Annotated in this window: 12 protein-coding genes; 2 read left to right on the top strand and 10 right to left on the bottom strand. The window is 61.1% G+C overall.

The window, feature by feature from the left end:
• Positions 1–266: 266 nt before the first annotated feature.
• Positions 267–1,589, top strand: a complete 1,323-nt coding sequence (locus ACWIKB_RS04595) for a tyrosine-type recombinase/integrase (RefSeq protein ID WP_475265531.1) — start codon at positions 267–269, stop codon at positions 1,587–1,589.
• A 508-nt stretch (positions 1,590–2,097) separates the two neighbouring features.
• Here ACWIKB_RS04595 and ACWIKB_RS04600 read toward each other — a convergent pair.
• Positions 2,098–2,340: a hypothetical protein gene (locus ACWIKB_RS04600; RefSeq protein WP_475265861.1), complete on the bottom strand. Its 243-nt coding sequence runs from the start codon at positions 2,338–2,340 to the stop codon at positions 2,098–2,100.
• A 23-nt stretch (positions 2,341–2,363) separates the two neighbouring features.
• Positions 2,364–3,278, bottom strand: a complete 915-nt coding sequence (locus ACWIKB_RS04605) for a UvrD-helicase domain-containing protein (RefSeq protein ID WP_475265532.1) — start codon at positions 3,276–3,278, stop codon at positions 2,364–2,366.
• On the opposite strand from ACWIKB_RS04605, the gene ACWIKB_RS04610 reads away from it, so the two are divergent.
• Positions 3,278–3,424, top strand: coding sequence for a hypothetical protein (locus tag ACWIKB_RS04610; protein ID WP_346609129.1), 147 nt, complete (start codon positions 3,278–3,280; stop codon positions 3,422–3,424). The genes ACWIKB_RS04605 and ACWIKB_RS04610 overlap by 1 nt on opposite strands.
• A gap of 72 nt (positions 3,425–3,496) precedes the next feature.
• On the opposite strand, the gene ACWIKB_RS04615 is transcribed toward ACWIKB_RS04610, so the two are convergent.
• The 8 genes from ACWIKB_RS04615 to ACWIKB_RS04650 form a co-directional block, all read right to left on the bottom strand.
• Positions 3,497–4,768 (bottom strand): condensation domain-containing protein, encoded by a 1,272-nt coding sequence (locus ACWIKB_RS04615; RefSeq protein ID WP_475265533.1) that lies wholly within the window; start codon positions 4,766–4,768, stop codon positions 3,497–3,499.
• A gap of 9 nt (positions 4,769–4,777) precedes the next feature.
• The gene (locus ACWIKB_RS04620; RefSeq protein WP_346609076.1) at positions 4,778–6,202 is read right to left on the bottom strand and encodes an MFS transporter; all 1,425 of its coding nucleotides are present in this window, start codon (positions 6,200–6,202) and stop codon (positions 4,778–4,780) included.
• Between the two features lie 74 nt (positions 6,203–6,276).
• Positions 6,277–6,861 carry an aminodeoxychorismate/anthranilate synthase component II gene (locus tag ACWIKB_RS04625; protein ID WP_475265534.1) on the bottom strand — a complete coding sequence of 195 codons (585 nt, stop codon included), beginning with the start codon at positions 6,859–6,861 and terminating at the stop codon, positions 6,277–6,279.
• A complete protein-coding gene (locus tag ACWIKB_RS04630; RefSeq protein ID WP_475265535.1) occupies positions 6,858–8,261 on the bottom strand; it encodes an anthranilate synthase component I family protein in 1,404 nt (467 codons plus the stop codon). Before ACWIKB_RS04630 ends, ACWIKB_RS04625 begins: the two co-directional genes overlap by 4 nt.
• Positions 8,258–9,583, bottom strand: coding sequence for a phenylacetate--CoA ligase family protein (locus ACWIKB_RS04635; protein ID WP_475265536.1), 1,326 nt, complete (start codon positions 9,581–9,583; stop codon positions 8,258–8,260). The genes ACWIKB_RS04630 and ACWIKB_RS04635 overlap by 4 nt, the downstream gene beginning before the upstream one ends.
• Positions 9,580–15,078, bottom strand: a complete 5,499-nt coding sequence (locus ACWIKB_RS04640; RefSeq protein ID WP_475265537.1) for an amino acid adenylation domain-containing protein — start codon at positions 15,076–15,078, stop codon at positions 9,580–9,582. The genes ACWIKB_RS04635 and ACWIKB_RS04640 overlap by 4 nt, the downstream gene beginning before the upstream one ends.
• Positions 15,079–15,111: 33 nt before the next feature.
• On the bottom strand, positions 15,112–16,230 hold the full coding sequence (locus tag ACWIKB_RS04645; protein ID WP_403100008.1) for a DNA glycosylase AlkZ-like family protein: 1,119 nt from the start codon (positions 16,228–16,230) through the stop codon (positions 15,112–15,114).
• 32 nt (positions 16,231–16,262) lie between these two features.
• Positions 16,263–16,997 (bottom strand): flavodoxin family protein, encoded by a 735-nt coding sequence (locus tag ACWIKB_RS04650; RefSeq protein WP_104995203.1) that lies wholly within the window; start codon positions 16,995–16,997, stop codon positions 16,263–16,265.
• Positions 16,998–17,020: the final 23 nt, after the last annotated feature.

Consider the following 17,020-nt stretch of genomic DNA (forward strand, 5'->3'; position numbering starts at 1 on the left):
CATGCCGGAGCCCTTGGCCTGGTTGATTTCGGCTCGGGACTTAAAATCCCCCGCTCGTAAGGGCGTGCCGGTTCGATTCCGGCTTCGGGCACCATCTTGCATTCCACAGAGCGCTTTTGAGTTCTTTGGAGGCCTTGAAAAACCTGCCCTCTGGCGGGTTTTTTCGTTTTAGCATTCCGTCGGATTCTTGTCCAATCTTCTGGAATCCGGTCATTTAGAGGGTAAAGTTAGGGGTAGTCTTTGGTTCGATTAAGGATAGTACCCTTATGTCGCGCACAACTGCTCCGCTTACCGACGCTGCTTGCCGTTTAGCCAAGCCAACAGACCGTCCCTTCAAGCTTTTCGACGGCGACGGTCTCTATCTCCTAATCCAACCCAATGGCCGTAAAGGCTGGCGTCTCAGGTACGTAAAGCCTGACGGCCGGGAGGGGTTGACCTCCCTCGGCAGCTATCCTGTGATTGGCCTTGCCGATGCGCGCCAGAAGCGTTTAGATGCGAAGCGGCTGCTCGCAGACGGCATTGATCCCGTTGAGAACAAGCGTAAAGCCAAAACGGAAGATGCTGTCAACGGCCGTACTTTTGAAAGTGTTGCGTTGGATTGGCACAAGAACATGTCGGCGAGATGGATACCCGACCATTCCAAGAGTGTGTTGAACCGTCTGAATAACTATGTTTTCCCGTTTATCGGTGCCCGCGCGATTGCTGATCTCGATACTTATGATCTGATGCAACCTTTGGAGGCGATCAGAAAACGAGGAACGATTGACGTCGCCTTAAGGGTACAAAGATACCTGCAAAGTATTATGCGTGAGGCAAAACGCCTTCGTCTTATTCCGATAAACCCTGCGTACGATCTTCAGGGCTTGATCAAAGCGCCGCGAGTCTCCCATCGGCCTGCATTGCCCCTATCACGCCTGCCTGAATTGCTGGCACGAATCAATACCTACAAGGGCCGAGAGCTGACCCGGCTAACGCTCATGCTGTCGCTGCACGTGTTTGTTCGCTCGAGTGAATTACGTTTCGCTCGCTGGTGTGAGTTCGACCTCAAGCGTGGCGTATGGGAGATCCCGGATACTCGGCCGGAGCTGGAGGACGTACGCCATTCAACGCGGGGGACGAAAATGGCGGGCGATGTTCATCTTGTGCCTTTATCGCCGCAAGTTGTGGCCGTGCTTGAAAAGATCCACACCCTCACTGGCACATTCGACCTGGTGTTTGCCGGTGATGCTAGGGCCTGGAAGCCAATGTCAGAAAACACCGTGAATAAAGCGTTGCGCACCATTGGATACGACACAAAGACAGAGATTTGTGGTCACGGATTCCGCTCAATGGCCTGTAGCGCACTGATCGAGTCAGGTCTGTGGTCTGAGACGGCCATCGAAAGGCAAATGAGTCATAGAGAGCGCAACAGCGTTCGAGCTGCCTACATTCACAAGGCAGAGTTCATTGAGGAGCGTCGATTGATCATGAACTGGTGGAGCCGGTACCTTACGGCGAATCTTCCGGAGCATGTCACGCCTCATGAGTTTGCGAATCTGGCCGGCGAGAATGTCACTCGATTGGCGACAAAAAGATCGTTCGCCAATTGATGCCCTCACTTCGGATAATTTCGACGTGACCAAGTGGATCGTGTGTAGTGCCCTAGGCTCAAACTGAGGCGTTAGCTTCGAGCGGTGACGATGGATGTTACCGCTACACTTGAGTGCTTCTGATGGGAGTTCGTTGTTTTTCGAGTTGCCGCTGGAGGGCAGGAGTTCTCGCGCCATATGAGGCACCGGAAGACACTCGAAAAATGACGGTCAACATCTGATTTCTACTTGCTAATGATCGCGATACGCTGCCCTTGAGTCGGATTTTTTATTGCGCAGGAGAATACCATTTTGCAAGACATCTCAACTACGAAGCAAAAATGACGCGCTTGAGTTGAATGCGCCACCATCCAGCCCTGCCGCCGGTACTGCCGATTGTCTCTGTAAGTCCAGCTATGGCTCTTGCTCCGCGTATAAAGCGCTGCGAGTCTAGAGTCTGTTATTTACAGTCAAACTCTTACTCTCCGAAGAACATCTGCCTATCTGAAAAATGCCGCTTGATCCTGGGCTACTTGCGGGCAGGAAACTCTTCAAAACCAGCGGCAATCAGATTCGGGCGAAGTGCTTTCAAGCAAGTATGTGGCACGGCCAGCCAGAACAGGTTCCGCGCTCTGGTCACAGCGACATAGCCGATGCGACCTTCCTCGGTAAGGGTGCCGGCAAGCAAGGCGTCAACGTTCGGCTTTTTGGTTACGTACAGAACCGCACCGATAGACTCGCCCTTCACCTGGTGAATGGTTTCCACTCTAATCCCGGGGCCCCGATCTTTCTCCTCTACCCCACCAGTAGGGGAAGATCCAACAACCCAGTTTTAGCCAGCTTGTTGCCCAGCCTGTCTGCGGCCTTCAACCCAAATTGCCCTTCGGTGGTCGAGAGAAGTTTTTTGAGATTGGTCACTAATTGGGGATGCCACTCGGTTTTAGCCAGAAGCGTAGATGAAGGTAGCCCGGCCTCAGCGTCGCGGATGAACCCCCACAGCAGTCGTCTAAGCCCAAGCATCCATGCATCCTGCGGGGCACCCTGAAGGTGGGTGCTGAGGCCATGCGGTGGCTTATCCATCAAACCCACCATCGCTCGGCACACAAGCTTGAAGCAGTCTTGATAGCGGCCTTGCTGGTCTCGGACCAATGCTGCTTCGGTGAAAAGAGCGACCGTACCTTGACCTGGGGGAGCAGCTTTGCCGGATAGCACTGCCGCCCGTTCAGTCCCCCGGCTGAGTATCACCGCATCTTGATATTGCATGCCCAAGTCATCAATTTGCGCTTTGAACGATTCAAAAAGCTTAGGAAGCTCGGAGTCCTTGTACCCGACGAAATATGCCCCTCCGTTTTCAGGCTCCCGATCGGCTTCATCCTCGCGGCCACAGAGCGAATTGGCGATGCTGATGATTGGAGGCAGTGAGCGGTAATTGCGCGTGAGCTTGAAATCCTTCACCCCAGCACGGTTGTAACAAGTGCTCAGAAACGAACCGTCAGCTCCTGCGAAGCCGTAAATGCCTTGGTTCACGTCACCAATGAGCGAGACATGGACTCCAGCCTTCATGAGCAATTCCAAGATAGCCTGATGCAAGGTGCCCAGGTCCTGGGACTCATCGACCAAAAGCTGCGGATAGCGCGCGCAAGATTGCAGGTTGCCCCACCAACGTTCGGTACACCCAGTACCGACCAAGCTCGTGCGTGTAGGCTCCAATGCGACCCAGGCGTTTGCGCACCAATGTCGAGAACGTGCTGGACAAGCGTTACTGGAGTTCCGCCGGCGCTTCCGATGACAGCGAACCGGGGTTGACGCTGTCGACACCTCGGACTTATCTGCTGTCGGCGACTGTGGACTTCTGAGCAAGCAAGTTACATCGGCAATTGAATCAGGGCGGTGTGACACCGCCCTGATTGCTTTACACGCGTTACCGATCAAGCGTCGGGGATGCTTTGCAGGTCGCGGATCATCTGCTCGATGACCTGTCCTGCGTGTTCGCCATAGCCATCGGCGTCCATGTCGATCCGCCCTGAAATATGCTCGTTATGCTCATCCAGAGTGATCTCGAAAGCGACCCGGCAGGTATCGTTCGGCAATAGCTGCAGGCTCATCCACTGGTTGTCACCCAGGTCGATGCGACTGCCTTCGCTGCGTGAGTTCCAGGCGTTGAACAACTGGGGAAACGGCAGTTCGAAGCCGGCGGTACGCGTAGACATGCCTTCGGGATACAACGCTGCCGGTTCGATTTGCTGCCGCGTCGCGGCATTGATCACCGCCCGCTGCACCCGCTTGACCACTGTTGCCAGCGGTTCGTCGGGTTCATGCCGGGTACTGACCGGGATGGTATTGGACAACGGCCCCACCACAGTCTGAGCGGCAGCATCCGGGCGATTGGCGAAGGGCACTCCCGTCACCACGGTCGCGACCCCACTGACGGCACTGATTGCCCGTTGATAGATGGCCAGCAGCAGAGCAAACGGCGTCACGCGCAAGGTTTTGGCATAGTCCAACACCCGGCTGCGGGCAACGGGGGCGGTGAACTTCAGACTCTGCATGCGCCCCTTGCCGCTTGTGTTTTTGCTGCGCACTGCATCAAGTCCGTAGGGGCCTGTTCCCGGGTAAATCTCCAGCTGCTGCGCTGTGCTCACGGGCTGCTCCGGCAGGTGCAGCCCCTGGCAATAGTCGTTCCATTCCGTGCAGGAAACCGGGGGCAGGCCCCGGTAATACTGGGTGATGTCGTCGATCAACAGATCAATCGACGCGCCATCGCAGGTATAGATCCAGAAACCGATCCAGACATGCAGGCCAGCCGCGTCGACCGCCGAGGCGATGCGCAGCCCGGGTTCGCCGGCGTGCCGGGCGCGATAGGCGAGGAAGTCCTGATCGCTCAGCGTGGCCTGCACCTGGCCCAATTGCTCACGCAACGCCTGACGCAATGCCTGCTCAGTGGGGGCTCGGCCGATCAGGTGTTCCTGTTCCAGCTCGAACCGGGCCGCGAGGATTGGATGTCGCGCCAGGGTCTGGGCCACGGCATCGAATACTTGTGCCTGGTCACACTCTGCGCTGAAGTCCAGACGCAGGGCGCCGCAATAGGCGCGCCCTGTCTGGTCAAGCATCGCCCCGGTCCATTTTTCCCGCAGTCCCGCGACGCTGGACAGCGTCGTGAGGGGGCCCTTGAAGGGCGGGATCAGGTAGTTCTGATGCATGACGGTTTCCTAAGGCTGGGGGCTCGACGGGGCTGGCTCGAGCGCCAGGGCATTGCGTCCGGCCCATATCAGCAAGGCGCCCCCGAGCATGGCCAGCGCCGACACGGCGAAGGCGGCCACGAAACCGTTCGCGGCGATGGTCGGCACGCCACTGTTGTCAGAGACCGCCAGCGCCACGGCTGCCAGCAGGGTGACCCCGAAAACCTGGAACAGTTGCTGAAGGGTGGTGGTGATGCCCGACCCTGCACCGGCGTCGGCCTCGCTAAGGTCGCTGGTGGCCAACGACTGGGCGACCGGGGCGACACAGCCGAAGCCGATGGAGGTCACCAGCATCGCCGGAAGCATTCCCAGCCAGTAGCTGTGCAGGGGCACGCCGAAGGCAAACAAGGCGAAACCCAGAGCCGAAATTGCCAGGCCGACCACGGCGGCGGCCTGCGGATTCCAGCGCTGCATGACGAACTGCGAAAGGAAGATCCCAGGGAAGAAACCCAGGCAGAAGGGCAGCCACGCCAGGCCCGTCTGCATCGGCGTCAGGCCGAGATAGTCTTGCAGCAACAGCACGCCCAGATAGAACAGGGCGCCGGAGGTCGCTGCGAGAATAGCGACGATGGCGTAACCAGCCATGCGCGGAGAGCGCGTCATCAGGCGTGCCGGAATAATGCCGTTTTCCGAACGCTTGCAACGACGCAGTACCACCGCGATGCCCAAAACGCCCAGCAGCAGAAGCGCCATGCGCTGGCCAGGAAGATGCTCAATGCCAGAACCCATCACGGCCATGACGGTCGCGGCGACGGCCACGACCAGGATCAGCGCGTTGCCCAGATCCAGAGAGGTGGAACTGCGGTGGCTGAACTTGGGAATCATGACGGCGGCAGCCACGATCAGGAGCATGACAATCGGTACGTTGATCCCGAAGACCCAGCGCCACGAGAGATAGTGCGTCAGTACACCGGAGAGCAATACGCCGATGATCGAGCCCAGGCCGCCCAGTGCTGCCCAGATGCCAAACGCCTTGCCGCGTTCGGGGCCGGAAGGAAACAGCAGTGACACCATTGCCAGTCCGGTGGCTGACGCCAGGGCTTCACCGAGCCCCTGACCGGCACGGCTGATGATCAGCACGGTGGCGTCTTGGGCGAAGGTTGCCAGTAAGGAAAATCCGCCAAAAATCACTACGCCGACCTGAAAGGTGCGGCGCACCCCGAAGGCATCGCCGATCCGTCCGCCCAGCAGCAACAGCGAACCTGCGGTAATGAGGTAGGCATTGACGACCCAGGTCAGGGATCCATCCGTGAGTCCCAGGTCGTGTTTGATCCGTGGCAGGGCGACGTTCACCACGGTGGCATCCAGCAGCAGAATCAACTGGATGATCGAGATGACAGCGAGTGCCTGCCATCGTTTTTCGTGCAGCGTTGTGTTGGTTGGTGTGTGCATCATGTTTATCCAATCCTTAGATTTAAAGAGGTGTCGACCGGCTTCCAGTCGGCACCCAGGGCTTTCTTCTTGAGCGATCAGCCCATGGCGTGGACGTTGGCCAACGCCAATGAGTTACGGATCATTTTGATCCCGTGGGCGGTGCCGACGCTCTCGGGGTGAAACTGCACGCTTTCGATCGGCCGGGTACGGTGCCGCGCCGCCATGTTGACGCCATCGTCCGAGTACGCCGTGGCCACCAATGAGCTTGATGTTTGCGGCTCGGTGATGGCCAGCGAGTGGTAACGCACCACAGTGACGGCCGACGGTACATCCTGGAAAACGCCGCGGCCGTCATGATGCACCTGGGCGTATTTGCCATGCTGGGTGGTCGGTGCACGGCTGAGCTTCCAGCCGAAATGTTCGCCCAGTGCCTGATGCCCCAGGCAGACACCGAAAATGGCCTGCTGCTCATCCATCGCGCGAATGATCTGCGGGTAGCCATGATCTTCGGGAGTGCCCGGCCCTGGACCCAGAACCAACAACTGCGGTTGCCACTGTCGGTATTGGGCGATCGGATCATCGTTGACGCGAACGACCCGGGTTTCTGCACCCACGGCCGAGTAATACTGCTCGATGACATACACAAAGCTGTCGAAGGCGTCGATCAACATCACTTTCATACGCAGGCTCCCATCGCTCGGGAAAACGACTTGATCTTCGCTCCCGCTTCATTCCATTCATCCTCGGCCTCGGAGTCAGCGACGACTCCCGCCGCCGACTGCAACACATAGCGTCCGGCGTTGCCGACAATGGTGCGGATCGTCAGTGCCAGCACCGCGCTGTTGGGCCCGGTGATATAGCCGACACAACCGGTGTACAGCCCGCGTGCGGTGCCTTCCAGCTCGGCGATGATTTCCATTGCGCGGACCTTGGGTGCGCCGGTCATGGTTCCCGCCGGGAAATTGGCCACGATCAGATCCCAGACATCGCATTGCTCGCGTACCCTGGTTTCCACAGTGGACACCAGGTGCAGCAAGGACCCGTAAGTGTCCTGCTGCATGAACGAACTCACCTGGACGCCCCCGGGAACCGCGCACCGGGCCAGGTCGTTGCGCGCCAGATCGACGAGCATCAAGTGCTCGGCGGCTTCCTTGGGAATCTTGTCCAGCGGACTGCCGCGCTGATCCTCCCGGCTCATGGTGCCGGCGATGGGCCGGACCTGGGCCACGCCGTCCTGAAGGCGGATCATCAGTTCAGGACTGGATGACACGACATGCAGGTCGGCAAGGTCGAGGTAGTACATGTAGGGCGCCGGATTGACCGTTGCCAGACGCTCGTAAAGATCGATCGGAGCAATCGTCGCGCTGGACACGGCACGCCGGCACAACTGCACCTGATAGATGTCACCGGCGCGGATGTACTCCTTGGCCCTTAAAACGGCGGCACAGAAGTCCTCGCGGTCAGTGACGTCCTCGATCACCGCGACTTCAGTGCCGAGTCTTGCAACAGGTGCCGTCACCGGCGGATTGCGCAGCACGGCGAGCAGGGCATCCAGTTGCGCTGCCGCGTTGTCGCCGGCATTGAGTACGTCGATCCGCGCCGGACCTTCGGGAGCTTCGTAGCGGACGACATGCCGATAGACCCGCACCACCACCTCCGGGACATCTGGCTCGATGGCAATCTCCGGCAGGTTTTCGACAAACCGCGCGGCGCTGTAGCCCAGCGCCAGCACCAGCGGAAAGCCCTCCGGCAGGGCCAGCGTCTGGGTGACGCGTCGCAGACGTTCGCACAGGCTCGCCTGCGAATTGTTCAGCAACTGCTCGCACGCGGCCAGGGCCCACTGGAACGGCGCACCGGTCGACAAGTGCCAGGTGTCGTTGACCAGTTTCAACTCCAACAACAGGTCGATCATGAAGGTGGTCTGGTTGCCGTCGACCGGCAGAAAACCCGCACCGGTCTCGAACAATGCCGGGCACGGATACAGCCCCAGCAGGCCTCGCCGCACCTGGGCGAGCGGCGCCGCATCGCTGATTTCGTGGTGCTCCACGCTCCACAGGGGGATGGGTTGTAATGAGCTCACAGGGCGGGCTCCCGTTGATCGCGGATACGTGCGTGCTTCCAGGAAATGTAGGCACCGGTCTCGGTCCTCGGGTCCAGGTTCTGTGCCAGTTGCAATTGGACCGAGGTGCCGAAATGGCTGGCCATCTGCTCCTGTACCTCGGCCAGCGAACGCTCACCGATCCCTGCCACCATCGACACCTCGACATGGTCGCTGCCGTCGCTGGCGGAACAGATCCTGACCTCGTAGCCGGAGACCCACTCGGCCGCCGTCAGCACCGCCGACTCGATCAGAGCCGGGAGTACCTGGCGACCGGCCAGGGTCATCACATCACTCACCCGGCCAAAGACCCGCAGGCAACGCGAACGATTGCCGCATCCGCATTCTTCGGCAGAATGCAGGCGCGCCAGGTCGCCGGTGCGGTAGCGGATCAGCGGTTTGGCGCCGGGTACGAGCATCGTCAGGCACAGCTCGCCGATATCGCCGTCCATCCCGGGCACCGGAAGAATCTCCGCCAGATAGTTGGTCTCGGAAAAGTGCAGGTTGCCGTTCGGGCAACCGGTGGCCACCGCGTGAGCTTCCTGAGAGCCATACAGGCCGTGGGTGCAATGCGCATCCCAGACCCGGGCAATATTGCTCAGCATCTGCGGCGTGCACAGTTCGCCCAACACCATGATCTGCCCAACTGCTGTCGCGCGCGGATCGATCCCCTGACTCACATAGAGGCGGGCCAGGGCCAGCGCGACGGCGGGTGAGCAGATCAGCGAGCGGACACCGAGGTCGTTGATCAACTGGGCGGCTTTGACCAGGCCGACCCGAGGGCTTTCCGGCCATAGCCGTACGTAAGGAATGCCCAGATTGCGGCAGACCTCGCCATAGGTATCGCCGAACGCGTAGAGCTCCGACGGCCCCATGATCGCGGTGAGGGCATGAGTGGTGCCGAAGGTCGACTGATACAGGTCGGCAACAGCCTTCTGCACATAGGCGCCGCTGGTTTCGACATCGATCGCCGCGCGCGGGCAGGGGGTTGGCAGCCCGGTGGTCCCGGTGGTCTCGTAGTACACCGCGATCTGGTCGAACGGCAGGCTGCAGACCGAGCGGCCCACGGCGCGCAGGTCGTCCTTAGTGGTGAACGGTACGCCGTCCAGCGCCGGCAAGGCGCTCGGACTGCCCGCTTGCGAGCGCAGGTGATCGGCATAGAACGCCGAGCGTTGCGCGACATAGCGCAAGACTTCCTCGGCCCGTTGCTGCCCGTTGGCCTGCAGTGTCTGCGGCGTCGTGCGTCCATCCAGGTAGGCGTCCACATCATCCAGCCATTGCTGGTGCAGGTTGTCTCTGATCATGACTGGGTCTCCGCTTTCAGGCACTTGGCGAACTCACCGATGGTCTCGGTGAGCATGAGGTCCTCCAGCTCAATGGGCTGTGACAACCTGGAGCCAAGTTCGACCTTGATCTTCATTGCCGACAGCGAGTCGCCGCCCATGTCGAAGAAGTTGTCGTCGGGCAGTACTGGCTGTCCGAGATGCTGGCTGATCACACCAATCACGATGCGCAGGGTGGATTGCGAAGCCTTGCCATTGGGTTCTTTCATGTCATTCCTCATGGTTTCTCGCAGGGCCAGCACATCCACCTTGCCGTTCTTCGACAGGGGCAAGCGGGGCAACGACTGGACAGTTTTCGGCACCATGTACGCGGGCAGCCGTTGGCTCAAGGTCAACGTGATTGCAGGCGCCAGTCCGGGCTCGCCGACATACACCAGGGCAATCTGTTTGGGATGCCCGTCGGGCCCCGGCAGTGCTATCGCACAGGCCCGCGAGACGCCGGCGCAGGACTCGGCGACGCCCTCGATTTCTCCCAGCTCGATGCGCAGACCATTGAGCTTGATCTGGTTGTCGATACGTCCGAGGATCTCGATTTCGCCGTTAGGCAGGTAACGCCCAAGGTCGCCGGTGCGGTACATGCGCCGCCCGCTGCGCGGGTGCTGGACAAAGGCCTTGCCGGTCAGTTCCGGCTGGCCGATGTAGCCACAGGCCAGGGAAACATCGCTCTCCACCAGCATTTCCCCGGGCACCCAATCCGGGCAATCGGTCCAGTCGTCGGCCACGATGTGGTAGGCAGAGTTACGCATGGGCGCGCCGTAGATCACCGAACGCACTCGATGGCCTTCTTGTTCGTCGATCTCGTGCAGCACCGACCAGTTGGTGGTCTCGGTGGGACCTCCGCAGGAATACAATCGCGCGTTCGGATACAGCGCCCTGGCGCGTGGCAACAGTGGCAGTGGAATCCAGTCGCCCGCCATGACGATGTTGGCCAGCGAATCCACCGCGCAGAAACTCCGTGCAGTTTCCGCAACACTGCACAGCAGGTCCATGATCGCCGGAACACAGGCCCAGAAGGTCACGCCGTGACGCCGCTGGAGTCGTAGCCAGGCATCGGGGTCTGGGCCCGCCGCCTGAGCTGGCACCACCACCGAGCCGCCGTGCAGCAGGGGGCCGAAGATATCGAAGACCGACATGTCGAAATGCAGGGCGGCAGTGGCCAGATGGCGAGTGGAGGCATCCAGGCCAAAGCGCTCGACGACGTCATAAACGTGGTTGACTACTGCGGCCTCCGGGATCTCGACACCCTTGGGATTACCGGTAGAGCCGGAGGTGAAGATCACATACGGCGAGTAGTCCGCAGCCAGAGGTGCGAGAGTCAGCTCCGTGTGCTCGGCAGTCCAGTAATGCAGGTCCTCATCGGTCAGTACCAGCCGCTGGATCTGCTCCGGCAACGGGGTATCGATACCGGCGATAACCGTGTGCACTCCGGCCTGCGACAGCACTGAACGAATACGCTCGGACGGCAGATCGATATCCACCGGCACATAACCGACCCCGGCCAGCAGGCAGCCATAGACAGCCGCGTAGTGGCCGCTGCCCTTGGGCAGGACGATGCCGACAAAACGTTCATCGGGGTTACGGGTGTGTTGGATCATCTTGCTGATCCGTGCTGCGGCCCGGCCGATTTCACCCCAGCTGTAGCTGCGCCGGGTATCGATCACTGCGGTTTCCCCGGCGCGCTCGGCAATCCGTGCCAATAACAGGTCACGCAGGTGAACCTGCGGCACGGGGGCCTGAGTCGCGTTTACGGCACGGCGTACTTCAATCTGCGCGGCGGGGCGCAGGTCAAGCCAGGTGCGTTGCCAGATCTCGCTGTCGTCGGCCAGTTGCTGCAGCAATGTGCTGAATGCGCCGAACATCGACTCCACGACTTCGGGACGAATGACCCCGGTGAGGTAATCCCATTTGAAGTACAACGTGCCTTCGGATTCGCGCAGTTGCACATCGAGGGTGACTTGCGGTGTCTGCGAGACGCCGTAAACCTCTGGCCCAAGCAGTGCCGCATCATGGCGTCCTGGGTGCCCGAGCAGGCTAGTGAGGACGATCGGCATCAGTGGCGCGCCGCCACTGCGCCGGACCCGGGCCAGCTCGCGCAGCACCTCGACACCGTTGAACAGGCGATGATCCAGTGCCTGCCATATGGCGCCCTGCAGTTGCTGGCCACGGACCTCGAGGGTGTCGGCGGCCGCGGTTTCATAGGGCACCAGCAAGGTGTTGGTGAAGTCACCGACAACCTGGTCGATATCGGCAGTGACGGGCATCCGGTCGGAGACCGGGAAGTTCAGGGTGAAGCGGTCTTCTTCGCCCCAGCAGCGCAACACTTCGCACAAGGCCAGCGCGACCACGCCGGACGGAGAGATGTTGCGCGCCTGCGCCCGGGCCTGCAGTCGCTCCCAGGCATCGACGGCGAGGGTGCCTTCGTGTCGCTCGAAGTGCGACGTGCCGCTGAACTCTCCAGGCTCCAGTTGAGGCAGGCGCGGGGCTGCCGGCAGGTGATTGATCTTCTCCAGCCAGTATTCGCGGTCGGCCTGGTACTGGGCGCTCTTGAGCACTTTTTGCCGATAGGCGACGTAGTCATGGAAGCTGGTCTGCAGCACCGGCAGTTGTGGATCATCTTCCAGATACAGATCGATCAGGTCGGGAATGATCACCTGGAAAATCGACCAGGCGTCGGCGATCAACATGTCGATGCACAGATGCACCCGGCTGGCGCTGGCACTGATGCGACTGATGCGGAACTGGAACAGCGGCCATTGCGTGGTGCCGATTTCTTCGTTGGCCATGCGGTCGCGAACCGCATCGATCTCGCGCTCGATCTGCGCGCCGTCCAGAGCACTGAGATCGACATATTTCACCGCTTGCGTGCCGTCGACGTCGCCGATGCTCTGGCGGCCGCTGGCATCGATGGTCATGCGCAGCATTGGATGGCGTTGCACTATCAACCCCACGGCACGGGTGAAACGCTCGCTATCGAGGGCTTGCACTTCCCACTCGAAATACCCCTGGCAGCCGACGCCGCCGTAGTCGTAGAACGAACCACGACCGATCCACAGCGCCTGCTGGCTTTCGTTGAGCTCGAACGGCAGCCATTGCTGCTCTGCCGGTAAGTGCTCGAACGTCGGCAACTGAGTGTTGTGCGAGGCATTGGCCAGGAGCACCAGATTCGCCAGAACCGGCTCCTCGAGGAACGCCCCCATTTGCACATGAATGCCATGCTTGCAGGCCAGTTCGCCAACCATGCGCAAGGCGCGCAGGGAATCGCCACCGGCGTCGAAGAAGCTCGCCTCCAGCATGGCTTCGTCACAGAGCGTCCAGGCCAGCCAGCAGTCACGTACCGCGTGGTCTGCCGGGCTCTGCGGGACAAAAACGGTCTGGTTCGCATCGCGCTCGATCGGGCTGACCTGCAACGCGCTGTAGTCCACCTTGCCATTGCGCCCGAGGGGCAGGGCGCCGGTCACGATCTGGCTGGGTTGGGCGGCCGGGTGCAAGTGCGCGGCCAAGTGCTGGCGAACCCGGGCGACCACTTCTTTGGCACCGGGAGCCAGCTCCAGGAACAATGCCAGCGTCGCGCCGAGGTCATTGCTCAAGCAATTGGCCGCGGCCTTCACCACGCCCGGAACTTGCAGTGCGGTGATCTCCAGTTCAGTCAGGTCGACCCGATGGCCGCGGATCTTGACCACGGAGTCGGTACGGCCAAAGATTTCCACGGTGCCATCGGCCGCCATGCGCGCCCGGTCGCCGGTGCTGTATTGCAAGGCCGACGTGGCGTCCAGAGTGTTGCCACGAAAGGCTTTCCTTGTGTCCTCGGGATTGACATAGCCCACCGACAGCGTTTCGCCGGTGATGATCAACTCACCGACACAACGGGCCGGCAGTTGTTGGCCATTGCGGTCGACCACGTACATCCGGGCGCCAGGAATCGCGCGGCCTACCGAGGGCAGCAAGGTGCGGCGCGGGGCGCTCAGGTCTTCGATGGAGACTACGGCGGCTTCTGCGGAGCCGTAGACATTGATCACCCGGTAGCCGAGGTCGCTCGGCGGCCATTGCTTGCAGCGTTCACCGGCGATCAGCATGGTGCGCAGACCGGTTCGGGTGCTCGTGGCCCACAATGCTTCGGCAATGGAAGTCATGGCCAGTGTGTGGTTCATGTCGCCTTCAAGCAGCCAGCGTGCCAGCAGGTTGACGTCCTGCAGCACCTGGGGCGCAGGGATGCATACCGTGCCGCCGGCACACAGAACCGGCAGCGGGTCGACTTCGACCATCCCGTAGCCGGGCGACGACAGCCATGAGCCGCGGCTATGCTCGCCAAGTCCGGCCTGCTCGATGACAGCGTCGAGGGTCGCGGCCATCCCCCGATAGGACAGGCAAACGGCTTTGGGCCGTCCGGTACTACCGGAAGTCCCGGCGATAAAACAGGCTTCATTGGTGCTGTCGACCCACTTGCCGTGCTCCCAATCGACGAGGATAGGACGGACCTGCACCTTATCGATATCCAGCAGCGGAAAGGTCAGCAGCTCGCGCGCGCGTTCGGTGGTGCTGCCGGCGGTCAACACCGCATGCGGACTGCACTCTTCGATGAAGGCACGGATGCGTTCATCAGGATGCGCCGGGTCGATCAGCACGCAGGTACCGCCCATGCGTTGCACGGCGATGATCGCGGCCAGATGCTGCCAGCCGCGTTCCAGGAACAACGCCAGGCGCGGGCTCGAACGGCGGGAGGTGACGCGCTCGCGTATGTGCTGGACCAATGCCTCGGAGGCGTTCCAGAGTTCGGCGTAAGTCAGGGTGCGATCGCTGTTGTCATCGACGATTGCCGCAGCCGAGGGTTTTCTCTGCACATGCCGGTAAATGCGCTCCACGAGAAACTGGCGCTCGACGGCTTCGGCCGGGGCCGGGCAGTCCGGTTGGAGCGCGGGCGCCGGCAGGGCCTTGGAATCAAGCACACGGGCGCAGGCGAAGGCCACCAACTCCAGCAATTCCAGGCTTACCGCCGGGGTCATGTAATCGCTGCGTACCGACAGTTGGCAGCGGCCCTCGTGCACCAACAGCCAGACCGGTGTTTGCGCCGCTGGCAGGTGCTTGCCATCGCTGATCTCGATATCGGCCCGCAATTGCGGCTCGCCATGGGACGCTTCGGCACTGTTGCGCAATTGCGAGATGTAGTCGCGAGCGTCTTCTGCAAGGTTCAATGTCATGCAATCGACGCTGAGCAGTGACGGCTTGGCGTCATCATGGATTGCCAACGTCAGCCGGCCTTCCGGACTGAGTAGGTAGCCCAGAACCGCGGCGACCGTGACCAGGTCATTCATGGTGGCCGTCAGGCCAGCGGGCAAGACGATCTCTTGCTGTTCTCGGGTGTTGTCCGCTGATTGCCCGGCCTGTGGCTGCGCAAACGCGTCCCACAGGCTGCGCTCACTCCCTGACAGCAATTGTGGCGCTTGGGGTACTGATGTCATGTCGTCCCTCATCTTGTTCATGCTTCCCTGTTTTCACGCTGTGAGTTCGTTTTCGATCTGGTGAATAGCCCCGATCTGCTCCGCCAGAACCGTGGCAGCCTCAAGCACGGCTGCACGCTCCTGGTCAGTCAGTGTCGAGGCATCGACTGCGATGACGCGTTTGCTGCCCTTGGCCGCCGTGTGCCAGGTTGCGGCAGCCCGACCACCGATGAGCACCACCGGCCGGCCGTTACCGGCCGGGTCGTAGCCGCCGATGCGTTCCAGTTCAAGGCAGTCGCGCTGCCTGGAACCGGGCGCATAGCCCATGACCAACGGGTCCCAGGCCGGCAGAAAGCGGATCTGCTTGCTCGCGGGTTTCTGCTCGCGTTGCAGGAACTGCTCAAGACGCGCTTTCCCGGCCTCGCTATGCCACATCTGATCGGCGACCTGGCAGGCTGCGCAGGCTTGAAGCAGCGTGCGCGCGGTGTCCTTTGAAACCGCGAGCCACCAGGCGAGGTCATCGACCGTGACCGGTCCGTAGTGCTCGACGTAGCGCCCAGCGATGTCACGCAGCAACGAGTCGCGGTCCAGTGGCACACCGTCACCCGGCAACAGGCCTTCGGGTGCAGCCGAATACAGCCAGCGATTCGACCAATGATTGGCCGCCGGTATGCGAACCAACGCGCCGTCATAGGTCGCCACTGACGTCAACGCCCGCGCCTGGGGCGCCGGCAGTTCGAGGGCACTGGCGATGTCTTGCAGACGCACGGCGGCGCCTGTGCTCAAAGTGATCAGCGCCGGCAGCAGGCGTCGGTAATCGTCCAGGCCAAGCCCGACGTCCCGTAGCCGCCACTCGTGGTTGGCCAACGGCAGGCGAGTGGCCGCAAAGACGTTGCCTGCCAGCTCGCCGGGCAGCAGGAACTTGGAGCGCCGCATACCCGGGATACGCAACAACTCGCTGTCGTTTTCTTTCGCCAGTACGCTCTTGCGATCGAGGTTTTGATTGCGTGCCATGACCGCCAGCCAACTGGTGGGCCGCGCCGAATAAACGCCGACATAGGCCTGTGCTATCTGTGCCACCGTTGCTTGTGCCAGGCGCTCGAAGTGTTCCGACACCATCCATTCCCGCAGGAGAGTGTCGGTGAGGCCATTGCAGGCAGTTCTAATGCTCATATGATTCTCGATTGGCTCTGGGGCTGCGCTGTTCAGTCGCCGACGACATCGAAGTTGCAACTGCGAGTGGCCTCGACCTGGTACATGTCGGACTTGGTCGGGACGAAGAACTTGCCGTCGTTACCCTCGCGATGGCGTTCCCCAGGCACCGAGACCGGCAGCGCCGGCTGCCCGGTGAGTTGTTCGTAGTCGCGGATCAGACGCGTCATGGACACCATGCGATCGAGCATCCGACGCAGCATCTCCATGCCTTCCTTGTCACCCAGCACTTCGCCTTTCTTGTCGCCCACGAGCATCGCCGGGAAGCCGTAGCCGACCATGATCATGCGGTTGAGCAAGGCGCACTGGAGCATCTGGTTGTAGACCTCGACATGGCCCATGCGCCGACCAGTGACCATGACCCCGGCCACTTTGTTGGTGAGGGTGCGGTCGTGGCGCAGGAACCCGGTGCCGACCCGTTCCAGGAACGCCGACATCAGAGGGGTTGCGCCAAAGCCATGCACGGCACAGGCGAAGATCACGCCATCGCTGGCTTCCATGAGGCGCACGGCGCGCGCGGCGTCATCTTTCTGGGCGCAGGGTTCGTTGCGAAAATTGCAATCACCGCAGGCCCCGCAAGGGTCGATTTTGGCGTTGGCCAATGAGAAAACTTCGAGAATGACATCCTGTTTTTCCAGGTACTCGGCCGCCCACTCCAGCGCCCTGGCATTGTTGCCATCCACCCGTTCCGAGCCATTGATCGCGACATACTTGATCTTGTCCGTCATGGTGCTTCTCTCTCCTTAGAGTT

It is taken from the genome of Pseudomonas sp. 5Vm1k (assembly GCF_056161485.1).